The sequence below is a fragment of the Haloarcula taiwanensis genome (assembly GCA_002844335.1).
In the GTDB taxonomy this organism is placed as follows: Archaea; Halobacteriota; Halobacteria; order Halobacteriales; family Haloarculaceae; genus Haloarcula; species Haloarcula taiwanensis.
Genome location: CP019157.1, coordinates 1 through 26,541, shown reverse-complemented (window position 1 = coordinate 26,541; position 26,541 = coordinate 1). Strand labels below are relative to the sequence as shown.

The window sequence follows — 26,541 nt, the reverse complement described above, 5'->3', positions numbered from 1 at the left end:
CGCGCGTTGCATCTTGCACAGATATCAGAACATCTCTCTGAATTGGTAGAGATCTCGACTGTCAGTTCGCGTACTCTCTGAGCAGGCACTTCTGGTAAGATTGTGAGAAACAAACAACAGTCGGAAACCAATCGGCCATTGGCTAACCAACAATCGCAGGTATCGGCCAGCTGTTGTTGGTTAGCGCTCTACCCTACACTGTCGCCGCCACGTGCTGAAACTCGGCTTGCGACGGCGTCGGCTGTAACGTCAATCCGGCCAACGCCAACTCTCGCAAAACTTCGGGCGGCACACCCTCCGAATCACGCAACACAGCATCGAGCGTCCATTCTCCGTACTGACTTGCGCTCGGCGCAAGCACGTCCACCGATTCAGTAGCTACTTCGTCTCGAATCGCCCGCGCGGCTCGACGAACCCGCCGCCGTTCCTCTACAGTGCAGCTCACGCCTCGACACCTCGCACGAGATCCCCGACGAGCGACCCACCGACATGCGGGCCAACGTCCCAGCCGCGCTCCGAGCGCGTGTATTCGCACCAATCCGAGAGCGTCTCGAAGGGCGTCTCTGCCAGCACAACCTTCTCTGATTCACCATCGACCGAAACAACAGCCACGGCGAACTCGTAGCTGTCCCAGTAGTGGGCTGCACCCTCGCCGTCGACGCCGAGAAACAGCGGTCGGCCTTGGGTTAGTAGTTCACGAGCGGTACGTTCTTGTGGATTGGATTGCGTAGTTGCCATTGGTTCTTTCCCGGAACCACGCGCCTCGGTGCTACAACACCGGGGCGATTTCGTGAGAAATCGACCAGCAGCGCGTGTGTTCCTATTCTATATGTATATCTCAACCACCATAAAACCTTTTGCACGTAGCAGAATATAGTTCAGACACGATGCCACAAGGTGAGAAGACAGTCACAGACAGCGAAATCGTACAGTGGATGCGTGAAACACCAGAGCCTGCCTTTACAACCGCTGAAATCGCTGAAAAGTTTGATATGACAGCTGAGGGAATGCGCAGGAGATTAGAAGCCCTTCGGGATGGGAAGCACGTTTATCGAAAGAAGCCAACATCAAGGACAGTCATTTGGTGGACTGACTCAGATCACGATGGGTCGGCATTGTCAGCGTAGTGTCGGCGTCCTTCATCTGTAATCCAATAGATGACAACGCGAGATGTTGGCTTTTTTCGCGCGAGCAGTCCTCTTTCCACTAATCTCTCCATCTGGTGTCGTGCCCCCTCTTTCGTCACGTCAAGGCTCTCTGCGATTTCCTTCGCAACGAATGCAGGCTCTGGTGACACGACGAACTGACGAAGGATATCTATCGGTTCTATCTCTGGGTCAGGACCGCGAGGCACACGTGACAAAACCGGGGCACCAGTTATCAACCCTGCCATGCTTTTCCTCATGCACGTACCAAAGGTTAAGTACGGTCAGCATAACAGTCTGAGATAGGCGACGCCTACTCTCGGACACAGCGTCGCACTGACCCATGACAACCGGCAAGCCCACCCACGAAGAGTCGCATCGCTCGCCACCGACCGGCACTTCCGGTCATTCGGAAACCACCAGACGGCGGAACATTCGCTCACTTCCGTTCAGTTTCCGTTCATCGCCTGAGCGACCCACGAACACGCCACAGCGGGCCAGAGACGAAATTCGAACCCCGAAAATCCACTTCCGTTCACGCGCGCCCCAGGCTCTTACCATGTCATCTCCCAGCAGTAGCCAGATGCATATCACGGGAGGCAACCAATGACCGCCTGGCACACTTGCACCGCCCTCCAGCGGGATCTCCTGAAAGCGATTGCCGACCACGACCACTACGACCGCGCGGCCACCGCCGACGCCCTCCAGATCGCCGTCGAAACCCGACGCGAGGCCACGCTCGACGATGCCCGCGTCACGGACAGCCTCGCCGAGCTCGAAGCCAACGACCTTGTCACCACCACCGACGGCGGCACCACCATCCCCTCACACACGGCGGCAGCCACCCGACTCGACACCGTCCTGCAGGCCGCCGAACCTGCCCTCGCTGACGAGGAACTCGAACTGCTGGACGCTGTCAGCACCTACCTCCGGAACACGGACGGCTTCGTCGTCGGGACCCACGCCGAGCCCGCAATCCGCAGCCACGCGCTTGAGGTTATCGCCACCCGTGAGGACGGCCACGGCGCACCCGCCGGGGACGTACTGGACACGCTCGCCTGCGAGTACGGAGCCCAGCGGGCGATGACGGCGCTGTTGGACCTTCTGGTGCAGGGCGACTGTTATCAGCCACAGCCAGCGACGTTGCGGCGCGTCGACACCGACACCAGCGAGCCGGGAGGAGACCGATGACGACCTATCACGAGCTGACGGGCTTCCAGCGCGACCTCCTGGAAGCCATCGCCGCCGTCGACGACGACCCGTATGGCCTCGCGCTCAAGGACTACCTCGACGAGCGCTACGCCGACCCCATCAACCACAGCCGCCTCTACCAGAACCTCGACCAGCTCGTTGAACAAGACCTCATCAACCGCGACGCCCTCGACGCCCGCACCAACGTGTATACGCTGACTGACGCTGGCAGACACAAGCTCCAGCGCCACGCCGAAACGCTCGCACAACTCTGTGAACTGCCCCGACCCGTCGCTGACGGAGGGACACAGTAATGGCCCGGCACCCAACGCAGCGCCGGCCTTCAGTAGTCAAAAGGGAGGGCACAGTCGGTCGATGTTGTCAGAGGCACGGTATCACTGGGCGGGTGATTACCGACTGGTACCCTACGGTAATAATCAGAGAGCTCCTACATAACCGTTGCTGTCAGGTCGTCGTTCACAGTTCGATCCGTGAGCCAGTCCGCCGCCAAACGCGACGGCGGACCGGATCGCGTGCCTCTGACAATATCCCAGTACAAAGTGCCCAACCTTGTGCTGGCAGTCGTGATCTAGCTCACAACAATAAATGGGATTTGCGGTTCACATTAGAGCCTGAATATATCTCCCGATGTCTCGGAAGACAGCCTCTGGGACCGAAACAACTGGCACAGGTATCAGACGCACGCCTGTGTGAGGTGCCCCAACCCGCCGCTGAAGTCACACTGACTCAGAAGCGTCGTGAGAACGCACGAGTTCACAGTGTCGGTCAGCAGACCACTGGTTGCCAGCTACAGGGAGCCCAGCTGAAGCCACTCATCTGCTGGTATCAAAAACCCCCCGGGGTGCTGGTCCCAAGATGGTGCGTTGCACGGACCCGGCGGCGAGGGCTCCAGAGTCGGGAACAACACCCGCATAGGTGTAAACAAAACATCATAAATAAGTCTTGTGGCGGCTGGTCACAGCGGCGCGGTCACATGACTGGTATGCCCGACGCTAGACACACTGCAGGTACGGCGTCGCCCAAGACTAGCCAAAACGACCGATTTCGCTGTGTAGGCAATGCAAGGAATGGTGGGCAGCCGGGGGGGAGTGGCGTGCAACGCACCATTGGAAGTCGTCATCCACGACGACAGGTCCTGGTCCCGGGCCAATCGATGAATTGGGTGGGATCCATAGGGAGATGGAGCGGGGACCAGAACCCAACCGACCGGTACTCACTTGGTAAGCAAAACGTCTGTGATATCCTCCCGCAGTTTACTCATTCGCTACCCAGCGCGAACCCGCTGATAGGCCGCTCCCGCCACCGGGAGGTGGCCCGATGACCGCCCAGCCGAGTGTCGGCGAGATCGTCGCCATCACGACCACCGACAGCGAGCCGCTGTTGCTGGTCTGTCACTGCCACGAGGGGTACGCTACGGGCGTGTTACTGGCCGACCTCGCAACGGAAACGCTCCATCGGCTGCGGGCGTCCGAACCCGACACAGCCACACGCCAGCAACTGGCGCAGGCCATCGGTCGGACTGACGAGCTAATGTCGTTCACGGTCCCGACCACAGATTGTGCGCTAGTTGAACGCGACAGCAGCCGTCCTGGTCCTTTCGAAGGGGAGGATGCCTAATGGCCCGCGCCGACCCAGCGCCGGGCACTGCGACCGACACAGCGACCACAGAACCCGATCAGTGGCGACTCCGCTACATGGTCGGCGACCTGGAACACTACACCGAGTGGACGGCCGACTTCCCCACCATCGAGAACTACTACGACCAGTACCGCCGCGGTGACTACGCCCACGACGTTGTCATCGAGCGCCGGGCGGTGGTCGACAGATGACGGGTCACGGCAACCACTACGGCGTCGATTTAGACGACTGCGAGCCACCGGGGTGGCGACAGGCGTCTGAATCCACCGACACCGGAGCCACCCAATGAGTGGTGCTGGTTGCTTCCAGTTTGTTGCCACAAGGCAAATTCGCTGGACTACCCGGCATTGCCACGAGCCAACTACCGCGTCGGGATAACGCCCGCTACGTCGCCGATAGCCCGTGCCGTGGTCGGCACTGCCCGGTTCGATTCCGGGGACGGGCACTGTGGTCACAATGCCACGACAACCCACCAACGACGACAGCGGGACCGACAGCACAGCCACCGATCAAGCGCTCGCCGACGAACTCGGCATGGATATCAGAGAAGATGGGGTGGACATCAACGAACTCCAGTCATTCGTCACGGCGCTCGACGAGGAAGTGCCACCCCCCGTTTCGAGTGTTCTTGAGCTGCTGGTCGGGACCATCGAGGGCCTCCAGGAACGCGTCGACGACCTGGAGGACGACGTCGAACGGACCCATGACGTTGCGACCACAGCGGTCGGCAACGCCGCCACGAACGACCAGCGCCTCGACGATCTCGAAACTCAGCAGGAGGCGACCCACGATGTCGCCAAGAGTGCCATCGCGAAAGCCCAGCAACTCGAAGCCGATAGCGACCACCAGGAAGACGCCGAGCAACTGCCCGAGGGCATCGAACCCAGCAGTTCGCCGCTTGATTTCTTCGCGAACTGCCGGCAGTCGAAAGTCAAGACGATGTTCGTCGAGCGCTCGAACCGCCAGAACACCTACCGTGCCATCAGCATCGCCAAGCGCTGGCCGGAATTTGCCACGACACGAACCGACGGCAGCGGCGTGTTCATGACGAAAAACGATATCGAGACGGCCCTGACCGCCGAACTCGGGAAGGAACCCCATCGCCAGACAATCAAGCGCGTCTGGGAGAAACTGATCGAGATCGGCGGCGGCGACATCGTCGAGAAAACCCGGCAGGTCGGACGCGACCAGACGCAAACCGAGATTCTCGCGATGGATACGGCAACAGCCGAAGGGTTGCTTGAGAAGCGCTACGTCGGCCTCGATCTGTTGGAGAACAGCGACCACAAAGCCACGATGGGTGGCGTCACACCCGTTGTGGTGGAGTCCTCGCCCTAACCCTGTGACACACACCGAATAGAACGACAATCGCCACTGATCCGACGCTGTTGGACGCGGTGGCACGTGCCCTGCCGCCGCTGACGCCGCTGTCTGCTAGCTGCAGGAACCGGGAGCGACCCCCTGTTTTCAGGAGTGTAGTGAGTGGTCGTAACACGAACGGAGCGACCAGAGCAGTTCAGTCGTTCACAACGGGTGTGACGGCAAAGTTGGATCAAGCTCCGTCTAGCGGTTCACTAGAACGGATTATCCGCCGTCTCTAGTCGAGTGATATCAGTTGTTGTGAATACATTTCTTTATTCACGGAACCGCGTGATGTTCAAGCTGCTCGATGTCGCCTGCCTCCACGGGACGACCATGCAGACGTCACAGGAGGTGATCGAGGGGAAGCCGTGGATGTGGAGCGGCGAACCGCCAAAGCGCCGAAACTTCCTCACTCACGTCTCGAAGTCCGACCGCCGGGAAATTATGTCGATGTATCTGGCGGCGAACGAGTCGATGATTCAGCTGCTCGAAGAGGAGTACGACTACTTCGGGGACACGGTGGAAGTCGCCATCGACGTGACGCCGTGGCCGTGGTTCGGCAAGTACGAAGACGGCGAGATACCCGAGTGGGTCTCGGGGACGAAGGCCGGTCGCAACTACGCCTACGCGTGGAAGTTCGCTACGCTGGCTCTCGTCGGCACGAACACGCCGATCACGGTCGTGTCGCTACCGGTGAAGTCGGCCTCGAACTTGGATAGCGTCGTAGACCGACTGCTCCGGTTCGCAACGGCAAAGTTCGACATCGATTGGGTCTATCTGGACAGCGAGTTCTACCAGGGCGGCGTGGCGAACAACGTCCGGAGCGAGGCCGATTTCATCATCAAGGGGAAGAAGGGCTCAGACAAACTTCAGGAGGTCAAAGAGCGGTTCATCGAAGAAGACAAGGAGTGGGACGACTTCCGGTGGGGCGTCGGCGACGTCAAGGACGGACGGGACTACATATTCGTACTGCCGGAAGAGAAGAAGTCGCGTCTCCAGAAAGAGGACTTTGGCGACCCAACTGACGCACTGACGCAGTTCTACACTAATCGTGACCCGCGCGAATTCGCCACTGATGAACGAAACGGCGCGGAAGTTCTGGCTGAGAAATTCCGCGGAAGATGGGGTGTAAAGACTTCATATCGGGTGATCAAGAATCGGTTCTTGCCACAATCAGGTCGGGTCAGATCGAACACCGGATGTTCCTGTTCGGGTACGCGGTGCTGCTGTACAACATGTGGACAGTGGCGAACGCGGTTGGTGCCGACCGGGATGGCGATCACGACTTGGGTGAAGACGGGAAATACTGGAAGGCGGTCGTATTCTTGAGTAACATGACTGACGACCCAAAACAAATCGAAATTGGAGAAATCGGTGAGGGTGAGCTGGCTGAGTACAGTAAGATGATTAGGAAGGACTTCTTCCTCCGAAAGGAAGTATAGGTGAATAAATGCCAACAACGTCACCAACTGATCTTCAAATTGCGGGCATAATACTCACAATACTCACTGCATCAATTGGGATTCATAAATTCATAATTCAACGACCTAGAATCCAGTTGAAAGTGGAGAAGGAACGAGATTTCCTCCGCGATGATGGTGTGAAGAGCCATCTAAATTTTATTATTGTTAATAATGGGTTTCGATATGCTGAAGACACTTATATTGAAATGCGGTTACCTGATTGGAACTTTGGAAAACAGCGGAGAAGAATAGACTGGGACGTGTCAGTCTCTACGAAGGACTCCGATGAGAAAGATGATGATTCCGATGAGGAGGTATCTGACACAGAAGAAAACGAAGACGAGAATACTCAAACCGATTCTGAAGACGTTGTGCGCAAAGTAGACTCTGTTCTTGATATCCGCCATGATATCGATACCTATTTTTTAGCTTCTGGTGAGATAAATCACATTTTCATTGAGGACACTGTGTATAACGAGGCAGAATTTCCCATATTTTATGGAGAAATCCATCTTGAACAGTTCGAAACGTATCAGTTAGAGTATTCTGCTGGATGTCAATCGTACAGTCCTCGGAAAGGCGTAATTGAGTTTGATGTTGGTTACGATGAAATAGAGATCAACCACAACCCGCCACGGTTCTGGAATGCCTGGTATCGCTATTTGGGCAAGATCTACGGTAATCTACGCTCCTTCACGGTGAGTCAAATAGATACTCGACTTGGCATTGATCTTTCAACAGATGATGTTCGAGTAATCCATTCTAAGCTAGAGCGGGAAAATGAAACAAACTCGGAAACTATCATTAATCCGGTTGCTAGTGTCCTATTGAGCAACGATCTTGAGGAGCAGCGGTCAGTCAGCATTAAAGGAACTCTCTATCTACTACATGAGGGCGAAGATGTCATCCTTGGAACGGTGACTTTCCGTGCCTATTCTCTGGATGCGGGTGAGTATTGGGAAACGCGTCCACCACAACAGCAGTGGGGAACACATAGGTTTAGATACAATAAGGAATATGGCGGAAGTGCTTTTGAAGGCGCACTTCCGGTGAAAATGATTGTACCTGAAGAGGCTGAGGAAGCGGAGTTTTCCGTCGAATGGACAGTAGATTCATGGGTGCCTCGAAAGGGGAATCTCAGGGGTCTTGATCTCAGCAAATGTGAATTTGACACCGACCGTACTGTGGCAAAAGGGGTAATTCAAAATACGAGTAGTGTGGATGTGACTGTCTTCGTTATTGCTAAGCTCTATACTGAAGACGACATTTTGCTCACAACCCCATCATCAGAGATAACTGTGGAAGCGGATAGTGATAAGGAGTTCAGCATACGTTCTGACCTTGATCCGGAGCAGAATGAGCGAATCACATCCTGCGAATGTGTTTTGAGTAACGCATTATGACTGCCTGTTGGAATGTAAATCAGTTTCTCGGGTGAGGCTGCTGTTTAAAATCTTGATCAGATTGCAATTGAAACCCATCGTCCGATGGAGAGGTATTATAATCGTACTGATGGGAAATGCGTTGGGATTCACAAACTACGAGTGCTCTCAAATCACGACTTAACTTTCCGATCTCACCCTGAATAACTTCGACCACATTGCCAACAACTGATATGAAGAAATTGTGCTACCAACTACTGTAAATTCAAAATTAATAAAACTGGCGTGTGATGTTGATGTTATGCTTATAGGCCACTCGGCAGGGGAGTATGTGAACTACTATGAATGCTCTGATGGGTCAACTCCATCACCGACAAGCCTTAATTACGATGAAGAAACGGTACAGCTTGACTCGCAGGGTCGAGTGTTCTTTGATGTTCCAGAAAACGCTGATAGAATACAGGAGGATTTACAAGGGGAAGTAGACTGTGAACTGAAGTTAGTCGCACTCGGCCAAGAGAGAGAGGAAGATTATTTAGTATTTGTTCCGTATTCTTCTAATTTAAGTGCTGTAATAGAAAAGGAAGTAGAGGAATTAGTTGATGAAAATATAATTGACATAAATGGTGATAAAATAGGGGAGTTAGCAGAAAATATGGTTGCAGAGCATCATTATCAGGAGGGACTAGGCACGGGGATATTAGATCCAGAGTGTCATCTTTTGCTTATCGACAAAGCTGATGAGGCTGATTTGATTAAATATATTGGTGAACGGGAACAATCACCAGATTTGAATGATAGAGTACTTGGGGTTTTGAGAGATATTGGGATAAGTATCACTGGCGGACTGGCGGTCTACAAGATCCTCGAATTCGTTACTACCCATCCAGAGGTAATGCCTTCGGCCGGAGAAGCTGAGTTACCTGATGAATTACTTGACCGAATGGAGCAAGAAGTTACTCCAGAAGAAATGTCTGATATATGGGGTGTGTCCGAAATCGAAGCAATAATGAAATTAAATTCTTTGTCTCCAGGTGTCCAAAAAGTTGAGTCCGACGAAATGAAATATAGAATAGTCAGTGAAAAATATCACACCGCATTTGCAGCATATCAACCTGGTGGCCCACCAACAGATCTTGATGAAGATGGCAATCCAGTCCAGCGTCCTGAGGGTCTAGGGAAGGTTGTAGATTCTTTAGGTCTGGAGTGAACGATATGCACGCTCGGTGAGTAGATTATTCGAGAGTATTGCCCGGAGCCAATGGGATCTAACTGCTGACTTGCTCAATATTCGGCACCGAATGCCGGTTATATGACAATAATTATCAAAACACCTCGGCCTAGTATTCCTCATTCTTCATCTTGGAATTAGCTCATCTTAGTTTCTGCCCGATACTGAATAAAGAAATCGCGCTACCATCTACTGGTAAAGCCAGACTCATCCTCATGTCCAGCGAGGTCGTGCGTCTCTTGCCCATCGCCACCCATCGAGACAGGCTCAAAGTCATCAAACGCACCGTAGTGTTGCTTGACAACCTCTACGACGAGCGTCCCATCATCGTCAGTGTCCCAGCGGAGTTTGTCGCCTGGCTCGATATCGAGCCGACGACGCAGCGATGCCGGAATCGTAACCATCCCCCGGTCGCTAACCTTTGTCTCTTCAGGAGCGTCGTCTGCTGCCATACTCGGTAGTACCGCTGCGTACGTCATACATGTTGCGCCACATGTACCTCCGGATGAGCACTAATTGAGAGATATGCCCTCCATAGCAGCCAGAACCGACGATAACGAGCCCACCAGTCACGCCAGCAGTCAGTCATCACGAGCGGACGGAGACACCAAACGGTACTCAATGCGGCCGTCGCCGAGATACTCCGCATTGTACCCGAACTCTCCGGTAATCCCACGGTCGTGACGGATGTCGGAGGGCAGGCACCACTGAATGTCCGTTTGGACGTCGACGGGATCGATGTCGAACTGTCCCGGTGGGTTGTCACTATCGCTGTAATCTTGGTCGATAAACAGCGTGACAGTCAGTGCGCCATCCTCAACACCGCCAAGCTGCAGTCGGCACGTGTCTTCCATATCAAGCCCCGCACGGGACACCCAGTCAGCGTCAATGCTCAAATACAGTGAAACCTGCCCCCGTAGGATAATGTCCCGCCCCAGAATCGCTGTCTGTGACATATGACTTCATTGGCAACATTCTAGAATAAAGCCATCGGCTCAGGTGGCAGTCAACTCTTACATAGCTCTTACAGCATCTTACAGCAGTGTTTCAGGCCCTGACAGCATCGTACAGACTCTTGTAATTTTACTAGGGTGTTTATCCGGCCATCGCGACTCCCGTCGCGTCCGTAGTCTAGCTTCGGACAGTACCCCTACCCATGCGCGAACACGACCCCGGCGACCGACAATCGCCGGCCAACGCGGCCAAGCCCGCGTATCAACCGTATCGAACCGAATGGCACAGGGTCGACACCCGTCGACGCGTGCGAACACGGCATGAGATTGCCGGCGCGAGTCGGGATCTCACAGCAACCCTGATCGCTGGAGGTGGCGTGTGAGCGTCATCGAAGTCGACAACGCGCGCCGGTCGGACCTCTCGGTGGTCGGCTGGCTCGGTATCGGACTCGCCGCCACTGGGCTGGCCTACGCCGGCTGGACGCTGATGACTGCGGCAACTGTCGGCGGCGGCATCGTCGACGGACTGGTCGTCGGCGTCGGTGCTGCCCTGCTGGGCGGCTATGTGGCCTATGAGGTTGCCACGCCGGAGGTAGATGGCTCGTGCGACCACTGTGGCGACCGGATTGTCAACCACTCCGGCCGGGACAGCTTTGACGAGCATACCGTCGTCCACTGCAGTTCGGGCCCGCGGCGGGGCCGACTCGGGCCGCTGTCGGTGGTGATGCTCCGACGACAAGCGGCCTTCTACTACTGTTCTGGCGATTGCGCTGATGCCGATGCTGACCGACGGCGGCTGCAGAGTCCGTCGAGGGTTGACGACTCGACTGCAGCTGCCCGGCTGGCGGCCACCGACGGCGGCACCGAACAGACAGACAACCAGGGCGTTCCCCAGCCCGAAACCGGGGATTCAGACCTATGATAGGACTATTCTCGACTGACAAGAACAGTTCACGACCGATTGCGCTGCTGCTGGCTGGCCTTATCTGTGCCAGCATGGCCGTCGCTGGCGTTGGCGGCGCGGCCGCAGCGACGACCGAGACCGCGACAGCGACGGAGACTTCGACCTCGGACACGCTGGCGGACAAGACCGTCGCAGTGGACAACCAGACCCAGCAGGTCTACCTCGAAGTGACCAACACCAGCGGGCAGAGCGTCGATTACACTGTCTATGGCGTGTCTGACGGCATCACTACGCAGGTTGACTCTGGGCAGGTGTCGGCGGCCAGCGGCGAGACCACGGAGAAAACCTTCGCCGTTGACTCGTCGGAGTACGACAGCTACCGTATCCTCGTCGAAGAGGACGGCACGGACAGCGACTCCGAATCTGCGGAGTCCATCGAGATCGGCGAGATCGTCCAGCAGGAATCGGGCGGCGGTGGCATCTTCGGCGGTGGCGGGGATGGCCTGCTGACGCCGGTGAACATCCTCATTGCAGCGCTGCTGGGGGCGGCGGCGTTCCTACTGGGGCTGTTCGACCCGATCAAGCGCCGGATTGCGGGGTGAGACGGGATGAACCAGACCGGTGCTGATGGCGGAGGCAGCGATGATCCGAGTCTTAGCCTCGGTGACGGCAGCGGACAGGAGTCTCTGAGCGGCATCACGAACTTCCTTCAGAATGGTGGAGACGCGGGTAAAGTGCTGTCTGCGTCGATTGTCGGCCTGATTGTCTCGCCAGTCGTCGCAGTCATTGATGTCATCAACGCGGTGGCGAACTTCTTTGCCCAGCCGTTCAACAACGCGGGCGATGCGATTGGGTCATTGCTGACTGGGCTCTTCGAGGCTCCCGGGAATCTGCTGATTGCTGGTGCGGATGTCTCGGAAACCGTCCTGCGTTCGGTTCTGGGCGAGACGTTGGCCGGACTGTTCGCGTTCCCAGTGACTGTCGGGCTGGTGATGATCGGGCTGTACGCAGTCGTGCGCTATCTCCGTGAGGACGAGACTGGCGATGTGCTGCCGGGCCTGCCTATCGACGTGCCAACGGATATCTTCGGCGTCGAAGAGGAGGAGACGATAGACGAATGACGGCTCGCCAGCTTGACTTGCTGGGAGTGGTCGTATTGCTGTTTGGGTCCGTTGTGGTGGTCCCGACTGCCGACTTCAGTGCCGCCATTGCAACCCTCATCGTTCGTCCATTCGCGACGAATCCTGTGCTGTCGGCAGGCATCGTCGCTGCTGCCAGCAGCGCTTGGTTGATTGCCTCGTTTATCCGATTAGAGCGGTCTGGTCCGCCCATGCCGCCGATGTCGGTGCCAGAGTGGCTGGCAGACCGCCTAACTGAGGAGGAGACGGTCGACGAATGACGGCTCGCCAGCCCCACAACTCGGAGGTCGCTGCCGATGGCTGATGACTCGGGGCTGACGGGCTTGATTAATAACGCCGACTCCAACTCGAAGTTTGAAGATTACCGCATCGTCGATACGGCGAACCCGGTCAACTGGACTCGCGTCGGCGCGTCGATACTCCTGTCGACGGTCGCGACGGTGTACATCGGCCTTCGGCGGTATATCGACGAGCTGTTCGGCATCCCGGAGCGGCTCATCGAGGGCGCAACGTCGTTCGTCGGGGAAGTGTCGACCGGCGAGACCCCGACAGGATCGGGCGTGCTGGGTGAGCTGTTCGTCCCGATTCTGCAGTGGTATCAACAGGACCTCTGGGCCAGCAGCGTCGAACAGTTCGGACTCTGGGGCTACCTCGTTGCGGTGGGGTTCACCCTGTTGACGCTGTTCGTCGTCGTGCGCGGCCTTCGAGAGGGAGCCCAACGGCTTTCCGGGGGTGACTGACAGTGTCACAGTCATCCAACGGCGGCGGCGATGGCCCTGCCCTCCCGCCGTCGCTGAAAGCATTCGCGTCCTCTCCGACCGGCTTCATTCTGGGGCTCATCTTGACGCCGCTGCTGAACGGCGTCGAGGGAGTCGTTGAGAAAGTCCTCTGGGCCATCAACTACGTGTTTTTCGGCCATTCGCGGTCGTCGACAGTTGGTGACCTCGGGCTCGTGGATGTGCCGGTCGTCATCGCGACGACGCTCATCGACGCTGGGTCCGCAATCGGTGAGCCAGTGCTCAGTGTCATCGGCTCTGGTGTCCAGTTGCTAATCGACTTTTTCAACTGGACGGGACCGGCGGGACTGCTGGGCGCGGCGATTGTGTTCGCGATTGTCGTGGTCGCGTACTCGACGTACCTGCGGACAGCCATCGAGATTGCGCTGGACTTCATCCCCGGCGGAGGTGCCTTCATCAACTGATGTCGCTCAAAGACTTTCTCACCCACCCAGCAAGTGCGGCAACGGCAACGGCGACGACACTGTTCGGGGCATTCCAGTTCGACGTGCTAGCGGTGCTACTGCAGTGGGGCTGGGCGAACCTCGGACAGTTGTTCTACGGGGCGACGTTGTTGGTCAGCTCCACGCCGGTCCTGCCGATCACGCAGGCGACGGCCTCGAAGTTCGTCGCTGGGCTGGCGGCGCTGTTGTTGCTGAAACTGCTGCTGAAAGCTCGCGAACAGATTGACAACCGAACGGACGGCTAAACTCATGATTCAGAACGAACACATCAAGCGGACGTATCGAGCAAGAACGGCGGACAGCGTGGAGGTGAGCCGATGCCAGACGTGACGACGGCAACGGTGACCGGCTGGGCCATCATCGGGATGGTGTTCTACGTGATCGGCGAGTACACGTCGGTGCTGACAAAGACAGCCTACCCGATCAAGTGGTTCAAAGGCCGCCCGGCCCGGCTGACGACGGGACTGGTGGGCGGCTTTTTCGGTGGCGTGTATGCCGGCGGATTCCTCTGGAGCGCGGCGGCGTCGTTCATCGGGGCTGGCGCACTGGCTGGCGGTGGTACAGTGGTTCTCGGACTGACGGCGAAAGAGACGCTCATCGTGTTCCTGGCGGCGCTGGTCGTGGGGCTGGCGCTGTACACGGGCGCGGCTGCAGAGGAGGCGGTGGATGCAGATTAACATCTCGGGCTGGGGTGCGGTCATGCTGGCCGCGGTCGGGCTCGTCGCCATCGCGATGTTCGTGGCCCCGGAGGCAACGACAGACTACGTCAACGGCGTCGCGAGCGCTCTGTCGGGGGGCTAACCGTGAGCAGACACGCACTCTCGGGAGGTGATAGGGCCGCCGTCGCCGCGGTTAGTGTTGCGGTCGTCCTCGTCGCTGTCACCGTGGCGGGCGCGTTCGCGATGCCCGCATCGGCAGCGGTGGCTGACGGACACTACCAAGCGACCAACGAGACGGGCGACAGCGCGTCGAGCGACTGGACAGCGCCGGGACCGTTCAACATCTCGGAGCTGCGGACGGGCGGCGACCAGATATCAAGTGGTGGCTCACAGGGGCCGCCGGAATCGACGCGGATGCTCCCGACCGGGGGGATCGTGCTGAAGTACCTGCCGTTGAATCCGGCCCAGTCGTCCTACCAGCCGCTCGGTCGGAATCAGGCACTCAAAACGGACTACCTGCTGGCCTACACATCCGCATTCGGCGAGAGTGTCGGTGACTACGAGTTCGTCGTGGTGTTCTGGCAAGAGCGGACGACGAGCGTCAACGGGACACAGCAGACCTACGCGGCGAACCAGACTGTCCAGCGGATTAGCTTCGAGGCAGATAGCGGTTACTCGGCGTCGAAGCTGAAACTGCAGTCCCATTACGACCAGCAGTGGCAGGCAACGGCGTGGCTGGAACAAGACGGCAGCCGGGTCGAAGGCGCACGCTGGCGGTTCGCGCACCAAACGAACCCGCTGACGGCATCCCCGGCCTACCCGACGAACTCGAAAGGCGACCTCTGGCGCTGGGGTGCGCTGAATCTGATTATCCCGGCTATCTGTGGCATCATGTTCTCGGGGGCATCAGCGAAGCACATCCTCTCGCGAACGATTCTCGGGACGCTAAAAGGAGTGAGTTACTGGGCCGGCGTGGTCGCCGTCGTGATCGGCATCGCAGCGATAGTTGGTACGTGGCAAACGTCGATTATCCTCGCGAACGCACCCATCGCGGTCGGCATCCTGATGGGATTGCTGGCGTTGCCGGTGATGCTTTCCATCCGGGACAGCGACCTCTCGAAAGCCGGGTTTTTCCAGCGAAAACTCCGGCAGGGCGCTATCTCACCGAGTGGTGACGAAACGGTCGGGACGCGGCGTGTGCCGAACAAAATCAAGTCTGTGTACCGACACGGCGACCAGTTGTACGCGCCGATAGCCGGCCTTCGGCCGATGCTGGCCCGCTACTGGGCTGACCCGGCGAAGATACCGACCGAGGACTGGAAGTCCTACGACAGCGGCGAAGGCGACCTCGACCAACTCTTCGAGGTCGACCCAGAGTCCGACAAGGTGCTGCGGCACAAGCCGGCGCGGCTGAAGTTCTCGCCAACACTGACGAAAGAGGTCGACGAAGCGGACCTCGCGGACCCGCCCGAAGGTGAGGGCATCGCGGCACTGCCGGCGGCTATCTCGGCAACGGTGTCAAACTGGGTAGCCCGTCGGAACTGGCGATTCATCGCGATAGCGCTGGGTGGCGGGGCAGCGGTCTACCTCGGGACAGTCGCGGCGCTGGGCTCGTCGATTATCGGGCTGGGGCTGGCAATGCTGCCGGCGCTGATCGAGGGCCACGAAGCCCGTGACGGCTCGCTCGAAGTCGACTGGGGACCGTCCCACTGGAACGACGTGCAGGCACAGGTCCAGACCGAGCGCCACGAGTACGAAGAGCGCAAGACCTTCGACCAAGTTCTGCAGGCAGTCACCGAGCTGGAATGGTCTGACCACGAGAAAGGCCAGCAGATCGTCGACCGTGTTCGCACGGAGATTCAGAAAGCGCTCGACGACGAACACGGCGGGAACAACCCGTCAACGAACCTCTCGCCGTCGTCGCCACAACAGGGGGTTGATGCGGATGACTGACCCGATGGCGGCCGACGGGCATCATGCCCTCAAATGGCTCGCGAGCGACGACGGGTCGGTCGACCGCTCGTTCGCAGCTGGGCTCGACTCGCTGCGCGCCCAGCAGCGGCACCTGCAGCAGTCCCTTCGCGATGGGTTCCAGAGTCGCACCGAGGTCTTGGAGTGGTGCCACGCCGTCGACGTGGTGTCGGGCGGGCAAACCCCGGAGACGTGGCACGAGGAGCTCGTGCAAGACCGCTGGGAAGTCGCTTGCCTCATGGCAGATGCGGACGACCGGGTCGCAATCTGTGACCAGGCACCCAGCGACGACGAGACTGCTGATGCGTTCCGGCGGCGGCTCATTCGGAAGGTGCTGCTGCCGGCGTTTCAGGACGCCACTGAACTGCTGCGTGAGCGGGTCGGGGAGTTCTCTGATGAAGAGGGCGTCAAAGACGCCGAACGGATTCAGTACGTCGCTGGGCGGCCACGATTGCATCAGCGCGCCGTCGAACAGCATGGGATGCTTCGGTGGACGCTACGGGACCCGCCCCGCGTCGAGTCTGAGGTGATGGCGTGGGCTGAGGATATCATCCACATGACCGAAGGGCACGTCCGTAGCGGGTTCATCGAGGACGTGCTGGACCGCCACGGCGACTGGTGGCACTCACTGACTCGCGGGCCGTCAGTCCGGCTTGAGTGGCTGCTGGCCAGCGAGATATTCCCGGCGATGAACTCGTCGCTGTCGGAACTCGTGACCAATAGCAACGAACTGGCCGACGTTGCTGGCCGCGCCAAGGAGGTGCCGCCGGGATAATGGATATCGAAGCAATCCGGGCGGCCCGGGCTCGCGAACAGGACGCGGCGTCACTCGTCCAGCTGGCCGAACCGACAATCTTCGAGCGCACACAGACTGCCGTCGACGACGGGGAGATCGACACCGACGACGCGGTGCAACTGACGACCGAACTGGCCGACGAGCGGGCCGGGAAGCTCCTGAAACTGGCGTCGTTCCGGGCTGCCGGGATGGCGGTCAACTGGGATGGCGTCACCGACCAGGAGCGCGCGCTCGTCGAGGACCTCGTTGCCCGACTCGAAGAGTGGCGCGACTCGGTCACGCCGACCACGGAGGACAGCGATGACTGACGAGCTGTCCGAGCGGGTCGCTCAGTATCTCCGCTGGCAGGTCAGCGACAAGGTGGCGCTGCTGGCCCAGCGCTATCCTGATGACACGTCGCTGACGCTGGACTGGACAGCGCTCGCGCGATGGGACCCAACGCTGGCCGAAGATATCCTCGATGCGCCCGATTCGATGCTTGAGTACGTCGAAGCGGGCATCACGGACACGCCGCTGCCGGTCGACACGTCGCTGGGGCAGGCGACACCGCGCTTCGAGAACCTGCCTGAGTCCCACACGACCGCGCCCGGGGAGTTCTCACCGAGCGACCGACGTGGGCAACTGCTGGCGCTCGAAGGGCAGGTCGCGAAGCGAACGCAGGTGCAGCCGCGGCTCGTCGAAGCGGCCTTCGAGTGCCAGCGCTGCGGCACCCTCACCCGGATACCATTCGAGCCCGGACAGTACATCGAGCCCTTCGAGTGCGTCGGCTGTGAGATGAAAGGCCCGTTCCGGATCAATCCCGACCAGTCCCGCTATGAGGACTATCAGAAGCTCCTGTTAGAGAATCCCAGCAGCGCGGCACTGGGCGGTGACACATCGGATATCATCGCGCACCTGCAGGGCGACCTCGCGGGACATGGGGCCATCGCGAACTGTCAGGACGTGGTGCTCGTTGGTGAGCTGCAGTTCCGCGGTGGCGGGCCGATTCCCGAGCCACAGGTCGTCGTGAACTCCGTGCAAGCGGCCGGCCAGACCTATCAGGACGCAGAGTTCACGGCCGACCAGCGGGACCTCTTCGAGCGCCTTCGCGAGCGCCCGGAGTCCTTCGACGTGGATATCGAGAACCCGTCGACTGCGGATGTGCTGATGGCGGCTGCAGCCCCGAAGTTCGTGTCGGGCTCGCACCCACGGGACCGGCAGGTGGTTCGCGGGCTCGTGCTGCAGCTGGTCAGCGCGTCGACGTTCGACGGGCCGGACGGCTCGCACTATCGGGGCGACGTTCACGTCCTGCTACCCGGCGACCCGGGCACAGGGAAGTCCGTGCTGGCGAAGTGGGCCGCGGCGGTCGCGCCCCGGTCGGCGTTCGCGAGCGGCGAGCGTGTGTCGGGGCCGGGACTGACCGCGGCGGCGGTGAAAGACGACTTTTCCGACGGCGGGTTCAGCATCGAGCCCGGCGTGCTGGTGCGCGCCCACGAGGGGATCGCGGTCGTCGACGAGCTGGACAAGGCTGGCGAGGACGCCATCGAAAAGATGCACTCGGCGCTGGCCGACCAGATACTGCCACTGTCGCTGGCCGGCCAGTCGATGACGCTCCCAGCCGAGTGCGGGCTGCTGGGCGTGTGCAACCCGCTCGGTGGTCACTTCGCTGGTGACGAGTCGCTGGTCGACGCGCTGGGCATCAACAGCCCGCTGCTGTCGCGGTTTGACCTTATCATGCAGATGCGGTCGAAGCAGGACCGCGAACACGTCCGGGAACTGGCTGAGTCGATGATTCGGACGTGGTCAGCATCGCTGAAAGACGCGACTGGGCAGGCACTCGACACGGCTGACGCCGATGCTATCGACCCAGTGCTATCGATGGATGAGTACCGTGCAGTCCTGATGCGGGCCCGACAGCTGCATCCCACGCCCGCGAACGACAGGGTCATCGAGGCGCTGGCCGCGTGGTTTGAAGAGCAAAAGATGGCGCTGCCCGAGCGCTATCGCGATGCACTCGCGGACGCGGACGGCCGGTATCATGGCCCGCCCGTACCCGTGACTGCCCGCAAGCTCGGGGCCGCTCGACGTGTCGCACAGGCGAGCGCTCGGGCGAACCTGCGTGAAGAGATTACGATGGCGGATGTCGAAGTCGCGAAGGAAATGGTCAGCCGGTCGCTGGCCGACCTCGATATCCCGATTGTCCACAACGCCGGGCTCGGCGGGGGCGACGTGAACCGCCGTGAGCCGGCTGATTTGACTGGAGTGAGCTAACGATGTCACAGAGAAAACCAAAGTCAGAACAGGACGGATTCACCGAACAGACGAAACAGGGCGCACAGATCGTCTATGGCAACGAGCCAGACCCGATGTGGAACGAGGACGCTGAAGAGATTCGAACCCGGTTCGATATCCCGGCGTTCGACCCAGAGGCGTTCTATCCACGCGAGGGAGCGGCGCTATCGGGCGTGTACCCGGACTTTCTCGTGCATATCGAGAGCGCTGCAGAGGGGCCGTCGACGGTGAGCTCACCCGGAGCGTCACTGACGATGGTTGAAGCCCCGAAGGGCTCCGGGAAATCGACCGTCGCTGACCAGTTTGCCACGTACCAGATGGAACACAACGATGAGCGTATCGTCAGAAATGGACGGCAGAAAAGCTCGGACTGGCGACGGATGCGTGACTGGACAACGCTGTGGCTGCCCAGTGGTGTCGATATCGAAGGCCGGTGGATGGAAGTGGTCGACCGTGGCGAGCCCGATCCCGACGAACTCTGTCGGGACGTGCGATACTACAGTGACGTTTATGAACTCGTTGAGCGGCTACAGGATCACCCTAAGGGCACGTACAACGTGGTGTTCCCGGACCCGTACTTCCGGAAATGTGAGGATGCGCTGTCGACGGCGGATGCGACAGTCAAGCAGCCTGAGTTCGTGCCGAAAAACGAGGCGAACCCGACGCCGGCATCGCACTGGTGGTTCGGGTTCTTGGCCGCTCGCACGTTCGATGGACTCCGTGTTGACGATGATGGCGAGCGTAACTGGATGACCGCGCATATCGACGAGTTCGGCATGGTCGCTCCGGAATCTGCGTCTGGCGGTGAATCCGGCCACTGGACGTATGAGTGCGTGCGGATCATGGCGAACATCTCGAAGGAAATGCGGTCGGCTGGGCTGTCGCTAATCGGCTACGGCCACCACGAACAAGACGTCCATAATCACTGGCTCAAAGAGTTCGACTTCTGGGTCGAGCTGTCGAATAATGAACGCGGGAATCGGACGACCAAGAGCGAGGCTCCAAAGCCGTTCCGCGATATCGAGCAAGACAACGATCTCCTCTCGAAGCGACCAATTGGCTTCGGGCTGTGCTACAACGAGAACCGGTTCTCGGAGTTCCAGTTCTCGGACCTCGGCTACCCACACGACACGCCAGAGTTCCAGCTGCGGCTCGGGATTCCAGAAGCCGTCGACGTGTCGACCAGCGACGACGACGGCATGGTCGTCGAGGAGCTTCAGGTGGCGACCGACGACGAGGACCAGCCGACAATTCTCAACGAGTACCGCGCGGCCGGTGGCGCTGTGCACGAGCTGCGTGTCCTCGCGCCCGGCGACGGCATCATCGATATCTCTGGTGACGCGCCAGAGGTGCTCGAGCAACTTTCGAGCCCGTATGCTGACGGCACGTTCCCGGAGAACCCGATCAAAACGACCCAGAACCACTATGATATTATGTTCAACCCCGACAGTAGCACGGAGATCGTGGCGGCACGCATCCCGAGACGCACTGGCCCCGGCGCGACCGGAGGTCGTGGCCGATGACTGACCCAGCAACGCCGCTAGTCATGACCGATATCGACCGGCCTTTTACGTTCACGACAATCGGCTGTGGCGGCCGGATTGGCGGGCGCCGCGGCCCCGATCACCGCGAGCGGAAGAAAAGTTCCGTACGGTACGCGCGCGTATCTGGAACAGGAACGGAAGGGGGGACCCCCCTGAACGCTGTTGGAGGTGATTCTGATGGACAGTGATGACCTGCCACTCTCTCGCGAACAACTGTCGATTGTCGGCATGGCGCTGGCGGTCGTCGTCGTGTCCGTCGCCGCGCCGATGCTGTTCGCACCACAGTCGAACGCCCCCGACGACGCGAACAGCGGGACCGTCTACTCGACGCCGACTGCTGACGGCCAGCAGGCAGAGTCAGCGTCGACGCCAGCCGAGCCAGCCAGCGACCCTATCGAAGAGCTGAGTACCGCGCCACGCGACCCAGACAAACCATTGTCGAAGGTACCAGACACGCACGTCGAGAGTAACACGACCAAACCGTCGCTGTCGGCCTCGGCGGGCGCACAGACACTCCGGGCGTCGACAACGACTGTCGACGGCGAGCCCGCGCTGAATCTGACTGACGACCGAACCCACGACGGACGCTGGGTCGGCGTCTCAACGGACTGGCTGGAACAACAGCACGGGTCGGTGCCAGCCGTCGTCGGTGTCGTGCATGAGTCCGGCGCGGTATATCAAGAAGAGGTGCACGTCCGCGATGGCGAAGCCCAGTTCTGGGTGAGCGGGTTCTCGACGAACACGATCACGTTCGGCGGGACACTGCAGATCGACGGTCAGCCGGCGACGACCGGCACGACCCACCTGTATGAGGTTCGGGACCTCGACAGTGCGACGGACCCCGAGATAACGCTGACCGGGCAGGTCAACACCGAACGCGACACGAAACAGGTCATCGGTGCGATCGACAGCCAGCTGATTCCACTGTCTGTCGCTGGCGACAACCTCGAGCCACGCAATCCCGAAGTGACGTTCACGGGCGTCGAACAGACCACGACGGACGCGGGACTGTTCTCGACAACGCTGTCGGACGGTGAGACTATCGATTACAATATCGATGGGAACCAGCCAGCGACGAACGTTTCCACGACGTTCATCGGTAAGTCGACATCAAACCGCCGGACGGTTTCAGCCTCGAACCTTGCCAACGGCGACACGTTCAGCTACACGGCAGATGGGAACACTCTGGCGAACGACGTGTCGGTGACGTTTAAAGGAGATTCGTCGTTAAAATCGGCCTCAGACAGTGGCACGCTATCGGCTGGCGGGTCGGACTCGCTGAACCTCGAAGGAAACCTAAACCCGAGCAACGAGCAACTCACCGTCTCTGGCGGAGACTCATACTCTCAGGGAGAGCATACCTACGTAGCTGGTAATAAGTGGTCATCCGAATTAAAACGGGTTCCAAATTCGGCAATTACTGAGATTACATTTCATATGGAGGAATATTCTAGTGGTGGGTCCTATGAAATATATCTCACTCGTGAAGGAGTAGACGAAGACCACACTGAAGGGACGCTAGTGGCGTCTGGAGTGAGTTTCAACAAGCGAACCAAAACCGTCGATATTGAGACATGGGACCCAAAAAATTCGGATAATGTCACTCTCTCCGTTAAAAAAGACAAGAGTCCAGACCATGATATCCATTTTGAACGGAGCGGTGGCGGTGCTCAATCATTCGTCTACGACGGATATACCTACGATTCGTACATCCATATTGATTACAAAACCGGGGCAGATGTGACAATTTCGGCGGGCAGCGGCACGTCTAAGAGCTTTTTTGTGGAGGGTGGAGGGTCGCAAACTAAGAGTTTCCCGGTCGCTCTGGGTGACAGTATATCCGTGAGCGGTGCTGGGGCAGTCGACTACTCGCTTGATTATACAGCCCGTACCGGAACCGAAAACCCGAGCATCGACATCAACGGCGACGGCTCCACCGATGCAAGCTACTCTGGCATCCTTCAACCAGGACAGACAGCGACGGTCAGCGCATCGAACGTCCCAACCGGCTCACACACTGCGACGGTCTCACTTGACGATGGTAAAGTCGATACAGACCTCTCGTTCACCGAGCGCACGGCGACAAAGAACCCGTCGATAGATATCAACGGCGACGGGACGGCTGATGCCTCGTATGACGGCGTCCTGATGGATGGCGAGACGGTTACGCGGTCGCTGCCGGACATCCAGTCCGGGTCACAAACCGCACAGGTGGCGACCGGCCACAAGGTCGGCGTCGAAGCCGGCTCGACGGTCACCACGACGACCGAGGACCCAACGCTGGATATCGACGGCGACGGCATGGCCGAAGCGGAATACTTGGGCAAGCTCAATGAGGGCGAATCGCAGACCGTCCAGATTGACCAGTTCGACTCGTCGGTCAGCAATGCCACAGTCGGCACGCAGTCGGGCGCTGTCGACGTGGCTATCGGCTACACGGAACGCACGGTCACCGAGGACGCTGGTGTCATTATCAACGGCCAGCCGGTGCGGATGTCCGGCACGCTCAGCCAAGACGACACGACGACGCTCACGGCGAATCAGAGCTGGCTGCAGTCCGGCCAGAACAACGTCACCGTCGTCGCTGGCGATGGCGACACCGGCACTGATGCCCCAGCGCCGACCGTCGACGTTGACTACCAGCACGAGCTGACGACCCGGCGGGCGGTCACCTTCCAAGACGAAGCGTTCAGCGAGCGCTACAACATCTCGCGAACGTACCTTTCCAGCCGCGAGAGTGCCACGCTGACGATACCGCACGCACAGAACATCATCTCCCTGCGGTCGCTCGAAGTGCGGGTCGGGCAGTCCGGGAGCTGGACCCAGATACCGGCGTCGGCCCGCACCATGCAGGGCACCGAACTGCAGATCGACATTGCCGAACTGACCGGCGGCACCGTCCCGAAGGGAACGACCGTCGAAGTGCGCTCGGTCGGCTCGAAGGTCGACGTTCACAACGGCGCGGTGACTGTCCTCGATGCGACACCCGTCGGGACTGATCTCGATTCGCGGGTCCGGCTGGACAGCTGGGCCAGCGATTCCTACATCAGTGTCGGGAACACGTCACAGTCCCAGCAGCTTCACTACGGCGTCAACGAGAGTTACTCAGCAGAGGGCGATTACGCCGAACTCTCGACACGCCACGCCCAGCGGGTTCACTTCCCGGAAGCCACTGCAGGCAGCGAGGTCGGCGTCCGAACCGCACCCGTTCAACTCTCGCCGGTCAATGGCACTATCCGGGCGAGCGTGCCAGAACAACAGACGAACGCCACCAGCCCGGCGTTTACCGTCGCTCCGGGACAGCGCTCGGGTGAGTCGTTCACCGTCGAGTATCTGGGCGCGACCGAGGGCTCGTGGTACGGCGTCTATGAGGTTGACACGACCAAGCGATTCGACCGCGTGCAAGGCCGTGAGCCGATGACGGTGCCGAAAGACAACATCGATTCGGTGATTCGAGTCAAAACGGCGTCGGCACCGACGGCCAACCCGGACGGGGCGTCGACAATCTTCGGCGCGGCCGACCAGGGCAACCTCGTCGGGCTGGTCGCACTGTTCGGCTCGATTGCGATGCTGTTCGTGATCGGCCGGCGGCCCAAGCGCTCCCGTAACGTGGTTGACTCACTCGCGGCCAGCGCCGGGGCGGCTGCCGGACAGCTGCCCCGCGTCGGCGGGATCGTCGAGGACGGCGTCACCAGCAGCATCGAAGCGCTCGGTGACGCCATCGTCACGCTCGGTGAGAACACCATATTGACCAGCGCTGTCGGCGCGGCGGCACTGGTGGCAGCCATTCAGTCGGGCTACATCGATATCGGACCGGAACTGGGCGCGATGCTGGCGGTCACCGGTCTCGCTATCGGATCGCTCGTATTCCTGCAGCGGATCGGCGAGTTCACGACGGCCCGGTGGATTGCGATTGTCGGTGTACTCGGTGTTTTGGCGCTGCAATGGCTCGGTGAGGGCGACCTGCTGACAGCGCTGGTGAACTCCGATGCGTTCGTGCTGGTGGTGGTCATCGCTGGCTTCGCGGTCATCCAACTCGTGCGAGAGTATCGCGCGAACAACTCGCCCGATGACGACCAACCGCAGGTGAACATCATCGCTCGTCGCAGTGGCGGCAACAGAGGGAGTGACGACTGATGTTCGACTGGTTCGGCGCGCTCGTTGCCGAGTTCGGGAAAGAGGTGGCGCTGGTCACTGCTGTCGTGTACGGCGGCTACAAGTTCCGGCGTATCAAGAGTATCATCGGCGGGCTGGTGGCGGCCGTCGGCACAGTCGCGACGTTTGGCGCGCTCACCGTCGGGGCACTCGTGCTGGGGATGGCGACGGGCTGGGTCAGCGTCGACGTGGGCCAGATGATCGGTGATATCGTCTCTGGGGCTGGCACCGCGTGGGACGTGGCCGGGAAAGGGGCCGTCGACTGGCTCACAACGGAGGTGCTTGGATGACGGACCTCGGTGGCGTCGAGGACGACCCGGACTGGGCGGCCTTCGCGAACCTCTCGCCGGTCGCACAGACCTGCCTGCTTGTGGTCGAAGCCCACGACGGCGACGGCTGGCGCGGACTCATCGCACAGAAAGCACAGGAGGGACTCGGCACGAGTGACCGCTGGGTCCGGGAACAACTCTCGGAACTGGAAGCGGCGGGGCTGGTCGAAGCGTCGGGACCGAACAAGCGACGAGAAACGTACTCGGTGACCGAGGACGGCCATGAGGTGCTGGCCGGGATGCGGGACAGTCTTGACCGGGCGCTGGGGGGAGACTCGTGATTGTGCCCGAGGGTTCGTGGGTTGCCGAAGCCCGCGGTCACCCACGGAAGCTCGCTTCGCTGGTCGTCGGGCTGGGGCTGGTCGGGATCGGCGGCCCGATGCTGTGGTGGCTGGGGCTCGCGCTGTCGAGTCTTGCTGTCGGGCAGTTGGTAGCCTACTGGGGCGATGAAACGGACCCGGCCGTCGACCGGAGGGCAGCATGAGTAAGCGAATCTGCGTGCCACATCCTGGGGTAGTGGGCGTGGTCGTGCTGGGCTTCGTCGCGGTGGCGCTCGCGATGGGGGCGGCCGGCGCGCTCTCGGACACTGCAGGCCCGTCCGTCGAACTCTCTGGCGCTGACAGTGTCTCGCCAGGGGACTGCCATCTGCGCGGGCACGCGGACCCCGGAAGCGCTGACCGTATCCTGATAGATGTCGCTGGCCGTGAAACGGCCTCCATGACCATCGACAGGCCGACAACGTGGGGATTCGACGTGCCAGCGAACTCGACGGTGACTGCTGTCGCGGTTGACTTCGGTGGGGAAGCCGATGTCCTCGCCGAGCGCCAGCTGACCGCCGGCTGCACTCTTACGGAGGGGCCGTGATGCTCTTCGCTGTTCTATCGCTAAGTGGCTCTCGCGGTCGGGTCGTTCATCATACTGCAGCGGCTCGGTGAGTTCACAGTTGGCCGATGGATCGCAATTGTCGGGGTCAATTGTGTCGTGGCACTGCAGACATTCAGTGGCGGAACCCCACTGAGGACGCTGGTTACCCCCGACGTTTTCGTGCTTGTGTTGGTCGTCGCCGGCTACGCGGTTGTCCAGCTCATGCAGGGAGATCCTGTCTGAGTAAGGAGGTAATTGGGATACCTCTAGAAGTCGTTGTCTT

The 26,541-nt window shown here is 59.7% G+C and carries 28 protein-coding genes and 2 pseudogenes; 25 read left to right on the top strand and 5 right to left on the bottom strand.

Translation table 11 applies throughout. From position 1 onward, the window contains the following. Positions 1-193: 193 nt before the first annotated feature. Together BVU17_18275 and BVU17_18270 are read right to left on the bottom strand one after the other, a co-directional pair. Entirely contained in the window at positions 194-445 is a 252-nt protein-coding gene (locus tag BVU17_18275; protein ID AUG49530.1) for a hypothetical protein, read from the bottom strand. Next, positions 442-738 (bottom strand): hypothetical protein, encoded by a 297-nt coding sequence (locus BVU17_18270; GenBank protein ID AUG49529.1) that lies wholly within the window; start codon positions 736-738, stop codon positions 442-444. The genes BVU17_18275 and BVU17_18270 overlap by 4 nt, the downstream gene beginning before the upstream one ends. Before the next feature lie 1,013 nt (positions 739-1,751). Here BVU17_18270 and BVU17_18265 point away from each other — a divergent pair. The 6 genes and pseudogenes from BVU17_18265 (at position 1,752) to BVU17_18240 (ending at position 6,799) form a co-directional block, all read left to right on the top strand. Continuing rightward, a complete protein-coding gene (locus tag BVU17_18265) occupies positions 1,752-2,336 on the top strand; it encodes a transcriptional regulator (GenBank protein ID AUG49528.1) in 585 nt (194 codons plus the stop codon). Continuing rightward, on the top strand, positions 2,333-2,650 hold the full coding sequence (locus tag BVU17_18260) for a DNA-binding protein (protein AUG49527.1): 318 nt from the start codon (positions 2,333-2,335) through the stop codon (positions 2,648-2,650). Before BVU17_18265 ends, BVU17_18260 begins: the two co-directional genes overlap by 4 nt. Positions 2,651-3,674: 1,024 nt before the next feature. Next, entirely contained in the window at positions 3,675-3,974 is a 300-nt protein-coding gene (locus BVU17_18255; protein AUG49526.1) for a hypothetical protein, read from the top strand. Beyond that, the gene (locus BVU17_18250) at positions 3,974-4,186 is read left to right on the top strand and encodes a hypothetical protein (GenBank protein ID AUG49525.1); all 213 of its coding nucleotides are present in this window, start codon (positions 3,974-3,976) and stop codon (positions 4,184-4,186) included. The genes BVU17_18255 and BVU17_18250 overlap by 1 nt, the downstream gene beginning before the upstream one ends. A 265-nt stretch (positions 4,187-4,451) precedes the next feature. Beyond that, entirely contained in the window at positions 4,452-5,333 is an 882-nt protein-coding gene (locus BVU17_18245; protein ID AUG49524.1) for a hypothetical protein, read from the top strand. A gap of 993 nt (positions 5,334-6,326) precedes the next feature. After that, a pseudogene (locus BVU17_18240) lies at positions 6,327-6,799 on the top strand (transposase). Positions 6,800-9,615: 2,816 nt separating this feature from the next. Here the strand turns inward: BVU17_18240 and BVU17_18235 are convergent. Continuing rightward, complete coding sequence (locus BVU17_18235; GenBank protein ID AUG49523.1) at positions 9,616-9,885, bottom strand: AbrB family transcriptional regulator; 270 nt, start codon at positions 9,883-9,885, stop codon at positions 9,616-9,618. A 129-nt stretch (positions 9,886-10,014) separates the two neighbouring features. Continuing rightward, positions 10,015-10,389, bottom strand: coding sequence for a hypothetical protein (locus BVU17_18230; GenBank protein ID AUG49522.1), 375 nt, complete (start codon positions 10,387-10,389; stop codon positions 10,015-10,017). A 200-nt stretch (positions 10,390-10,589) separates the two neighbouring features. Between BVU17_18230 and BVU17_18225 the strand changes: the two genes are divergently transcribed. The 8 genes from BVU17_18225 (at position 10,590) to BVU17_18190 (ending at position 13,914) form a co-directional block, all read left to right on the top strand. Beyond that, on the top strand, positions 10,590-10,769 hold the full coding sequence (locus tag BVU17_18225; GenBank protein ID AUG49521.1) for a hypothetical protein: 180 nt from the start codon (positions 10,590-10,592) through the stop codon (positions 10,767-10,769). Positions 10,770-10,951: 182 nt separating this feature from the next. Further along, positions 10,952-11,308, top strand: a complete 357-nt coding sequence (locus BVU17_18220; GenBank protein ID AUG49593.1) for a hypothetical protein — start codon at positions 10,952-10,954, stop codon at positions 11,306-11,308. A gap of 155 nt (positions 11,309-11,463) precedes the next feature. Further along, entirely contained in the window at positions 11,464-11,892 is a 429-nt protein-coding gene (locus BVU17_18215; GenBank protein AUG49592.1) for a hypothetical protein, read from the top strand. A 6-nt stretch (positions 11,893-11,898) separates the two neighbouring features. Further along, entirely contained in the window at positions 11,899-12,411 is a 513-nt protein-coding gene (locus BVU17_18210; protein ID AUG49520.1) for a hypothetical protein, read from the top strand. Continuing rightward, positions 12,408-12,689, top strand: a complete 282-nt coding sequence (locus BVU17_18205) for a hypothetical protein (GenBank protein ID AUG49519.1) — start codon at positions 12,408-12,410, stop codon at positions 12,687-12,689. Before BVU17_18210 ends, BVU17_18205 begins: the two co-directional genes overlap by 4 nt. 36 nt (positions 12,690-12,725) lie before the next feature. After that, a complete protein-coding gene (locus BVU17_18200; protein AUG49518.1) occupies positions 12,726-13,169 on the top strand; it encodes a hypothetical protein in 444 nt (147 codons plus the stop codon). Between the two features lie 2 nt (positions 13,170-13,171). Continuing rightward, positions 13,172-13,630 carry a hypothetical protein gene (locus BVU17_18195; GenBank protein ID AUG49517.1) on the top strand — a complete coding sequence of 153 codons (459 nt, stop codon included), beginning with the start codon at positions 13,172-13,174 and terminating at the stop codon, positions 13,628-13,630. Next, positions 13,630-13,914 (top strand): hypothetical protein, encoded by a 285-nt coding sequence (locus BVU17_18190; protein AUG49516.1) that lies wholly within the window; start codon positions 13,630-13,632, stop codon positions 13,912-13,914. The genes BVU17_18195 and BVU17_18190 overlap by 1 nt, the downstream gene beginning before the upstream one ends. Before the next feature lie 9 nt (positions 13,915-13,923). Here the strand turns inward: BVU17_18190 and BVU17_18185 are convergent, their stop codons facing one another. Next, positions 13,924-14,397: a hypothetical protein gene (locus BVU17_18185; protein AUG49515.1), complete on the bottom strand. Its 474-nt coding sequence runs from the start codon at positions 14,395-14,397 to the stop codon at positions 13,924-13,926. A 174-nt stretch (positions 14,398-14,571) separates the two neighbouring features. On the opposite strand from BVU17_18185, the gene BVU17_18180 reads away from it, so the two are divergent. From BVU17_18180 to BVU17_18130, 11 genes and pseudogenes are all read left to right on the top strand, one after another. Then, positions 14,572-16,281: a hypothetical protein gene (locus tag BVU17_18180; protein AUG49591.1), complete on the top strand. Its 1,710-nt coding sequence runs from the start codon at positions 14,572-14,574 to the stop codon at positions 16,279-16,281. Next, entirely contained in the window at positions 16,268-17,074 is an 807-nt protein-coding gene (locus BVU17_18175) for a hypothetical protein (protein ID AUG49514.1), read from the top strand. The genes BVU17_18180 and BVU17_18175 overlap by 14 nt, the downstream gene beginning before the upstream one ends. Continuing rightward, entirely contained in the window at positions 17,074-17,403 is a 330-nt protein-coding gene (locus BVU17_18170; GenBank protein ID AUG49513.1) for a hypothetical protein, read from the top strand. The genes BVU17_18175 and BVU17_18170 overlap by 1 nt, the downstream gene beginning before the upstream one ends. Beyond that, complete coding sequence (locus tag BVU17_18165; GenBank protein AUG49512.1) at positions 17,396-19,345, top strand: MCM / cell division control protein 21; 1,950 nt, start codon at positions 17,396-17,398, stop codon at positions 19,343-19,345. The genes BVU17_18170 and BVU17_18165 overlap by 8 nt, the downstream gene beginning before the upstream one ends. Positions 19,346-19,347: 2 nt before the next feature. Further along, positions 19,348-20,893: pseudogene (locus BVU17_18160) on the top strand (hypothetical protein). A 194-nt stretch (positions 20,894-21,087) separates the two neighbouring features. After that, positions 21,088-25,047: a hypothetical protein gene (locus BVU17_18155; GenBank protein ID AUG49511.1), complete on the top strand. Its 3,960-nt coding sequence runs from the start codon at positions 21,088-21,090 to the stop codon at positions 25,045-25,047. Further along, positions 25,047-25,355 carry a hypothetical protein gene (locus BVU17_18150; GenBank protein ID AUG49510.1) on the top strand — a complete coding sequence of 103 codons (309 nt, stop codon included), beginning with the start codon at positions 25,047-25,049 and terminating at the stop codon, positions 25,353-25,355. Before BVU17_18155 ends, BVU17_18150 begins: the two co-directional genes overlap by 1 nt. Then, a complete protein-coding gene (locus BVU17_18145) occupies positions 25,352-25,675 on the top strand; it encodes a transcriptional regulator (GenBank protein ID AUG49509.1) in 324 nt (107 codons plus the stop codon). Before BVU17_18150 ends, BVU17_18145 begins: the two co-directional genes overlap by 4 nt. After that, complete coding sequence (locus tag BVU17_18140; protein ID AUG49508.1) at positions 25,672-25,878, top strand: hypothetical protein; 207 nt, start codon at positions 25,672-25,674, stop codon at positions 25,876-25,878. The genes BVU17_18145 and BVU17_18140 overlap by 4 nt, the downstream gene beginning before the upstream one ends. A gap of 32 nt (positions 25,879-25,910) precedes the next feature. Further along, entirely contained in the window at positions 25,911-26,258 is a 348-nt protein-coding gene (locus tag BVU17_18135) for a hypothetical protein (GenBank protein ID AUG49507.1), read from the top strand. Positions 26,259-26,282: 24 nt separating this feature from the next. Beyond that, on the top strand, positions 26,283-26,501 hold the full coding sequence (locus BVU17_18130; protein ID AUG49506.1) for a hypothetical protein: 219 nt from the start codon (positions 26,283-26,285) through the stop codon (positions 26,499-26,501). The last annotated feature ends 40 nt before the right edge of the window (positions 26,502-26,541 follow it).

Coding starts and splice junctions, on each gene's coding strand:
- BVU17_18270 (AUG49529.1), bottom strand. CDS start 738: ATGGCAACTACGCAATCCAATCCACAAGAACGTACCGCTCGTGAACTA.
- BVU17_18265 (AUG49528.1), top strand. CDS start 1,752: ATGACCGCCTGGCACACTTGCACCGCCCTCCAGCGGGATCTCCTGAAA.
- BVU17_18260 (AUG49527.1), top strand. CDS start 2,333: ATGACGACCTATCACGAGCTGACGGGCTTCCAGCGCGACCTCCTGGAA.
- BVU17_18255 (AUG49526.1), top strand. CDS start 3,675: ATGACCGCCCAGCCGAGTGTCGGCGAGATCGTCGCCATCACGACCACC.
- BVU17_18250 (AUG49525.1), top strand. CDS start 3,974: ATGGCCCGCGCCGACCCAGCGCCGGGCACTGCGACCGACACAGCGACC.
- BVU17_18245 (AUG49524.1), top strand. CDS start 4,452: ATGCCACGACAACCCACCAACGACGACAGCGGGACCGACAGCACAGCC.
- BVU17_18235 (AUG49523.1), bottom strand. CDS start 9,885: ATGGCAGCAGACGACGCTCCTGAAGAGACAAAGGTTAGCGACCGGGGG.
- BVU17_18230 (AUG49522.1), bottom strand. CDS start 10,389: ATGTCACAGACAGCGATTCTGGGGCGGGACATTATCCTACGGGGGCAG.
- BVU17_18225 (AUG49521.1), top strand. CDS start 10,590: ATGCGCGAACACGACCCCGGCGACCGACAATCGCCGGCCAACGCGGCC.
- BVU17_18210 (AUG49520.1), top strand. CDS start 11,899: ATGAACCAGACCGGTGCTGATGGCGGAGGCAGCGATGATCCGAGTCTT.
- BVU17_18205 (AUG49519.1), top strand. CDS start 12,408: ATGACGGCTCGCCAGCTTGACTTGCTGGGAGTGGTCGTATTGCTGTTT.
- BVU17_18200 (AUG49518.1), top strand. CDS start 12,726: ATGGCTGATGACTCGGGGCTGACGGGCTTGATTAATAACGCCGACTCC.
- BVU17_18190 (AUG49516.1), top strand. CDS start 13,630: ATGTCGCTCAAAGACTTTCTCACCCACCCAGCAAGTGCGGCAACGGCA.
- BVU17_18185 (AUG49515.1), bottom strand. CDS start 14,397: ATGGCGACGAGCCCGACCGCGGCCAGCATGACCGCACCCCAGCCCGAG.
- BVU17_18180 (AUG49591.1), top strand. CDS start 14,572: ATGCCCGCATCGGCAGCGGTGGCTGACGGACACTACCAAGCGACCAAC.
- BVU17_18175 (AUG49514.1), top strand. CDS start 16,268: ATGCGGATGACTGACCCGATGGCGGCCGACGGGCATCATGCCCTCAAA.
- BVU17_18170 (AUG49513.1), top strand. CDS start 17,074: ATGGATATCGAAGCAATCCGGGCGGCCCGGGCTCGCGAACAGGACGCG.
- BVU17_18165 (AUG49512.1), top strand. CDS start 17,396: ATGACTGACGAGCTGTCCGAGCGGGTCGCTCAGTATCTCCGCTGGCAG.
- BVU17_18155 (AUG49511.1), top strand. CDS start 21,088: ATGGACAGTGATGACCTGCCACTCTCTCGCGAACAACTGTCGATTGTC.
- BVU17_18150 (AUG49510.1), top strand. CDS start 25,047: ATGTTCGACTGGTTCGGCGCGCTCGTTGCCGAGTTCGGGAAAGAGGTG.
- BVU17_18145 (AUG49509.1), top strand. CDS start 25,352: ATGACGGACCTCGGTGGCGTCGAGGACGACCCGGACTGGGCGGCCTTC.